This is a genomic window from Spirulina subsalsa CS-330 (assembly GCF_028330765.1).
Lineage (GTDB): Bacteria > Cyanobacteriota > Cyanobacteriia > Cyanobacteriales > Spirulinaceae > Spirulina > Spirulina subsalsa_A.
In genome coordinates this window covers 1-5,784 of record NZ_JAQMTY010000067.1, presented here as the reverse complement: position 1 = coordinate 5,784, position 5,784 = coordinate 1, and the positions used below count along the sequence as shown (strand labels likewise).

The window sequence follows — 5,784 nt, the reverse complement described above, 5'->3', positions numbered from 1 at the left end:
TCAGGATAAATCAATGGCGCTAGTCGTTGAGCCTAGCAACCCTCTGCAACTCTCGTTGTTTGAGTGGATAAATGGTCAGGTAACTGGCTGTTCAGAATCCCCCACTATAGCCCGTAGGGTTTAGTGGGGGAGTATGTCAAGGCACAGCTAAAAACGATTATGCCAGCCTCAAACCGATCACATCATTCTGGTTTTTGGTAGGACAGGATTTGATAGGTCACTAAATGTAAACGGCTGACTAGGGCAATGAGTAGGGTTTGGGTGGCGGCTGACCATTGTGACCAATCGATCTCTTTTTTGACCCCAGACTTGATCAGGAAATCGTAGGTGGGGAGAGTATTCGCCGTAATATCCCGTTCGATGTGGGATTGAAACCCAAGATCGGCGGCTAATTGGCGATAGGTTTCGATGCTGTATTGCACATTAGAATGACCATAAAAGCCCGGATCGCGGCTCAGGGTGGCGTTGAGTTCGATGACTGGCAAAAACCAGGCTTGGGGCACAAAATCCGAGAGGGCCAGATAACCGCCGGGTTTTAAGACTCGTTTCACCTCTTGGAAAAATTGGCGGCGATCGGGAAAGTGGAAAATACATTCCACCGCCAACACCCGATCAAAAGACGCATCGGGAAACGGTAATTCGCAGGCGTTGCCCTCTACCCAGGTGATTTGATTGGCGGGGCGGGCGGTGACGTTTTGCCGGGCTTGGTCGAGTTGGCGGGGGTCGATGTTGAGTCCGGTCAGGTTCATCCCGGTGAATTGTTCATTGAGACTGGCGATCGTACCGCCAAAGCCACAGCCCACGTCGAGAACGGTTTGGCCATCACCGACGAGGGCGGCACTGTAGACTTCGTGGGTGAGTTGTTCGGCGGCTTGGCGAAAGTCTTCGGGGGTGTGTTTGGCTTGGCTGGGGTCTTCCCAATAGCCCCAATGAACATGTTTACCAAAGGCGGTGATTGTGGCGGGATCACCGGCGGCGAGGAGTTGGAGAATACGGTCAAAATAGGGGAGGTTAACGGGGGAGGAGGTCATGGGGTTAGGGGGGAGTGGTATGGGGTTGGGTGGTTGGAAAACGGATGGATAAAGGCAGTAAGGATAAGTCAAAGACGTTCCTCGTGCAGAGTCAAGACTTAATATTCGGATCGGATTGAATGTCCAAAGTTCAATGGGACGGTGCGTTACGCTTCGCTAACAGCACCCTACAAACTACAAACATCCTCATTCTTAACATTAACGCTGTACTAGACGCTCCACTACAAAGATTTGCTGGTTGGGATGAATCGAATGGTGAGGGGATAGCGAGACTTTTTACCCTGGACTGCTTGTACTCCGACGATGACAACGATGATGGTTTGAATGATGGCCCAAACGATGAGAAAGGCGACATAGGCAAAGGCTCCTGCTAATACGTTCATGGCTGCGATGGGATTGTTGGAATCAAATTGTTCAAATCCGACCACCACGATTAGGAAAACTCCAATTCCTAAGCCAATCAGCACCAACACAAAGCCATAGATCAGCATGGAAATTTGGAAGTTGAGGGATTCGCGACCGTGGTAGTCGATGAAGTTGGATTCGCGGCGACGGGCTGACCAGACGATCAGGGGGATGACGAGGCTGGCAAAGGGAATGGGAAGACCGATCGCGGCGAGGGGAATCCAGAGTAAGGAGGAGAGATGGCAAAACATCGCCCAGCCGCGCTCGTTTTCTGGCGAAATGGTCATGGGTCTAGCTCCGTTTTTGTTCTAACCCGGCAATCACTTGATCCCCTAGGGAAACGCCGTTGAGGCGGTCAATTTCTCGGATACCGGTGGGGCTGGTGACGTTGACTTCGGTGAGGTAGCCGCCGATGACATCAAGGCCGACAAAGTAGAGGCCGTCGGCTTTGAGGCGGGGGGCGACCATGGCGCAAATGTCTTGCTCGCGGGGGGTGATGTCCACGGCGGCGACGCGACCGCCGACGGCCATGTTGCCGCGAAAGTCGCTGCCGGTGGGGATGCGGTTGACGGCTCCGATCGCTTCTCCATCGAGGAGGATAATGCGTTTATCTCCGGCGCTGGCGGCGGGGAGATATTGCTGGAGCATGATCGGCATCGTGCCCCATTGGGTGCTGATTTCGATCAGGGAGTTGGTGTTGCGATCGCCCTCTTGCAAAAAGAGAATCCCCTCGCCCCCTTTCCCTGCCAATGGTTTTAACACCACCGATCCCTGCTCGGCCAAAAAGTCCAAAATCACCGCTTTGCTCGCGGTGACGATGGTGGTGGGGATCGCGTCGGGAAAATTCAGGGCGTAGAGTTTTTCGTTGGCTGCCTGAACGCCGCGAGGCCGGTTAACGACAAGGGTTTGGGATGGATCGAGGAGGTCTAAGATCTGCGTGACATAGAGATAAGGGATGGTGACGGGCGGATCTTGGCGCATCATCACCACATCCATGGTGGTGAGAGATTGAAACACCGTTTGACCCAAGCGATACCAAGGATCAGGGGCATGCCAATGGCCATCCACTAACTGCACCGGATCAAACGTCACTGGGGTGAGTTGGGCCCAGGGTTCCCCGGTTTTGATCGTGAGGCTGCCCATGGTGGTGATCCAAACGGTGTGGCCGCGATGCTGCGCCGCCTCCATCATTGCCACGCTGCTGTCGTGGGTGGGATCGAGTGTTGCGATCGGGTCAATAATAAAGGCGATATTCACGCAGACGCTACCAAATCATTGAGGGACTGTGGTTATTGTGCCACAGACTCGAATCAATGGTTGTAACGGCGTTCAAGCCATGCCCGCACCTCGTGTTCATTGTCGAAATAGTAGGTTTCGTGGCTGCGGGGGTCAAAGACTTGCCAATCGTTGTGGCCCTGGGGCGATCGCCGCTGTTGAATGTGGGGTTCGCTGGGCTGGACTAAGAAGGTGGTGACAGTGTTGGCCAGGGTGGTGGCACTGGCTTTGACGAAGGTGGCCAGTTCATGGCGTAGATCGTCGAGATGGAAGTGATGGGCTGAAGGGTGTACGGTTGAGTATTTCATGATCAAGAGACCTCCGAGTTGCTGTGAGCGACACCAACGCCACCGCCTAACTCGCCGAGGATCGAGAGTTAAGCCCCGATCGCAGCCTGATGCGCGATCGCTGGGGTGGATTGGATTGCCAAGGTGGGAAATTGAGAGCGTGCGTCGATGAATTTCCCCTGATTCCAATATAACAAGTTGTGTTGTTAAAATGTTCACTGTTAACATTTTTCACGAAATCGCCACGTTTGAGGATTGCTCAAACCCAAGGATTTCAGCCCATCGCAACGCAGAGTTGGATGTTAAGATGACTAGGTTAAAACTCGCGATCGCCATTTCTACCCTAGAGTTTGGAGAAAGGGTCTGAAACACCAAATTGAGTTAATCCAGTGCGGTTAGCGGCGAGCGAGTTTGACGATTCCGTTCATCACTTCGTCCCAAGGAGAGCTGACTGTGCGAATTCCGCTCGATTATTATCGAATCTTGGGGATACCCATCCAAGCCGATGGGCAGCAACTTAGTCAGGCTTACCACGATCGCGCCCTACAGCTACCGCGCCGTGAGTATAGTGATCTGGCGATTAATACCCGCAAACAACTCTTAGACGAAGCCTATGCGGTGCTCGCCAATGATGAGGAGCGATCGCAATACGATGCGCGGTTTCTCAACACCCCCTACCCCGAAGGCAACCAAAGCGCCAGCCCCCCCAGCCTCGACCTCGATGCCGAACAACTGATCGGGGCGTTGCTCCTCCTCCATGAACTGGGCGAATATGAACTCGTCTTGCAACTGGCGGAACCCCTGATCGACCCCCACGCCCAACTTCCCCCCGACCAAGCCAAACTCGTCAACAATCGCCTCAGTCGGGCGGATATTGTCCTCACCATTGCCCTCGCCTGTCTGGAACTCGGTCGCGAACAATGGCAGCAGGGTCACTCCGACCAAGCCGCCCAAACCACCCACTACGGTCAAGACATCCTCCTCCGGGAAGGCCTCTTTCCCAATATTCGCGGCGAAATCCAAGCCGACCTTTATAAACTTCGCCCCTACCGCATCCTCGAACTCCTCACCCAAGATTCCAGCGATCGCGATGCCCGACAACGGGGCCTCCAGATCCTCGGTGAAATGCTCGACGATCGCGGCGGTATTGATGGCAGCGGTGATGATCAATCGGGCTTAAGCTTGGATGATTTTCTCCGGTTTATTCAGCAGATTCGCAACTATCTCACCACCGCTGAACAGCAAGACCTCTTTGAAGCGGAAGCCCGTCGCCCGTCGGCGGTGGCGATGTATCTGGCCGTCTATGCGCTGTTGGCGCGGGGGTTTGCCTACGGTCAGCCCCAATACATTACCCAGGCTCAGGATTGGCTGGCACGGTTGGGACGGCGGCAGGATGTGTATTTAGAGCAGGCGGTTTGTGCGCTGCTGTTGGGACAAACCGAAGCGGCAAACCGCGCTCTGGAGTTGAGCCAGGATCATGAACCTTTGGCGTTCATTCGGGAACAGTCCCAGGTTGCGCCGGATCTGTTGCCGGGGTTGTGTCTTTATGGGGAGCGGTGGTTACAAACGGAGGTGTTTCCCCATTTCCAGGATTTGAGCGATCGCACCGTCGCCCTCAAGGACTACTTCGCCAACGACCAAGTTCAGGCCTACCTCGAAGAGATTCCCAGCGAACCCAGCCCCGCCGATTCCGAAAACCAATGGACAGCGGTGGAATCGCAATTGACCGCCACGGAAACCGCCCCCACCGCCGCCGATTTCGCCAGTTCCGCTGCGGCCGCCTATGCCACGGCCACGGCAGCGGCCACCAATCCCGCTGTTCCGACACCCCCGCCCCCGCGTCCCCCCTCTCCCCGTGACCCAGCACCAAAGTCTGCCGCTGATGTGCCGGTGGCGCGGCGATCGCCACGCTCGCCCCGGCGCGGCAACCTCAACACGGGCCGCCTGATTGCCGTGGGTGCGGGGGGTGTGCTCGCGATCGCCCTCCTCGGTTTCTTGGTGAATCAACTGTGGCAACTGATCTTCAACCGTCCGGCGGACGTGATCGAAGCCCCGGCCCCGGAGGTGTCCCCCATGCCCCCCCCGGAACCCGTCGCCCCGCCCCCCGCTGAGGCTACGCCCGCCGCCATTCCCGCCGCCGAGACCCCCCTCGACCTCGCCACGGGCGAAGACATTGTCCAAACCTGGCTGAATGTGAAAGCGATCGCCTTCAGTCCCGACCACGACACCAGCGAACTTTCCCTGATTTTGGCGGAACCCATCCTCACCCAATGGCAACGTCTCGCCCAAGACTTTGAAGCCCGCAACGTCTATCGGGAATACGAACACACCGTCACTGTGGAAACCGTCAACACCGACGACACCAACCCCGACCGTGCCATGATTGAAGCCTCCGTGCGAGAAGTGGCGACGGAATATCAAAACGGTGTCTCCAACGAGGCGGCATCCTACGACGACAATCTCCGGGTGCGCTATACGGTCACCCGTGAGAGCGGTCAATGGTTGATTCAATCGATGGACGTGTTGCCCTAGACCCAGAAAAAACCCCCTCCTTAATCTTCAGGGGAGACCAAGGAGGGGGTGAAAAATCAGGGTGCATCTACCATTGCTTCGTTCTCGTCTAACCCAAGCCCATCCGGACGACTTATGAATGCTCCCCCACCTGCTGGCGCGAGGTGTAGGTGTCTTATTACAAGGCGTTAGCCCTTGCACAAGGCGGCATTCTCACCGTGTCCTGGGAACTTTTGCCCAGCAACACCCCCAAGTTGTTTCCACTCTGGGGCTTT

The 5,784-nt window shown here is 55.9% G+C and carries 5 protein-coding genes; 1 reads left to right on the top strand and 4 read right to left on the bottom strand.

Annotated features, from left to right (window positions below; all coding sequences use genetic code 11):
- Nucleotides 1-182 precede the first annotated feature (182 nt).
- The 4 genes from PN477_RS04505 to PN477_RS04490 all read right to left on the bottom strand — a co-directional run bounded on the left by PN477_RS04505 (nucleotide 183) and on the right by PN477_RS04490 (nucleotide 3,019).
- Nucleotides 183-1,031: a class I SAM-dependent methyltransferase gene (locus tag PN477_RS04505; protein ID WP_272119055.1), complete on the bottom strand. Its 849-nt coding sequence runs from the start codon at nucleotides 1,029-1,031 to the stop codon at nucleotides 183-185.
- Between the two features lie 221 nt (nucleotides 1,032-1,252).
- Nucleotides 1,253-1,723 (bottom strand): DUF4870 domain-containing protein, encoded by a 471-nt coding sequence (locus tag PN477_RS04500; protein WP_272119053.1) that lies wholly within the window; start codon nucleotides 1,721-1,723, stop codon nucleotides 1,253-1,255.
- A gap of 4 nt (nucleotides 1,724-1,727) precedes the next feature.
- Nucleotides 1,728-2,693 (bottom strand): glutathione synthase, encoded by a 966-nt coding sequence (gene gshB / locus PN477_RS04495; RefSeq protein WP_272119050.1) that lies wholly within the window; start codon nucleotides 2,691-2,693, stop codon nucleotides 1,728-1,730.
- Nucleotides 2,694-2,746: 53 nt separating this feature from the next.
- Entirely contained in the window at nucleotides 2,747-3,019 is a 273-nt protein-coding gene (locus PN477_RS04490) for a hypothetical protein (protein WP_272119049.1), read from the bottom strand.
- A 432-nt stretch (nucleotides 3,020-3,451) separates the two neighbouring features.
- Here PN477_RS04490 and PN477_RS04485 point away from each other — a divergent pair, with 432 nt between their 5' ends.
- A complete protein-coding gene (locus PN477_RS04485; RefSeq protein WP_272119047.1) occupies nucleotides 3,452-5,530 on the top strand; it encodes an IMS domain-containing protein in 2,079 nt (692 codons plus the stop codon).
- The last annotated feature ends 254 nt before the right edge of the window (nucleotides 5,531-5,784 follow it).

Bases quoted from the DNA above. Each gene is read 5' to 3' on its own strand.
- PN477_RS04505 (WP_272119055.1), bottom strand. From the start codon at position 1,031: ATGACCTCCTCCCCCGTTAACCTCCCCTATTTTGACCGTATTCTCCAA.
- PN477_RS04500 (WP_272119053.1), bottom strand. From the start codon at position 1,723: ATGACCATTTCGCCAGAAAACGAGCGCGGCTGGGCGATGTTTTGCCAT.
- PN477_RS04490 (WP_272119049.1), bottom strand. From the start codon at position 3,019: ATGAAATACTCAACCGTACACCCTTCAGCCCATCACTTCCATCTCGAC.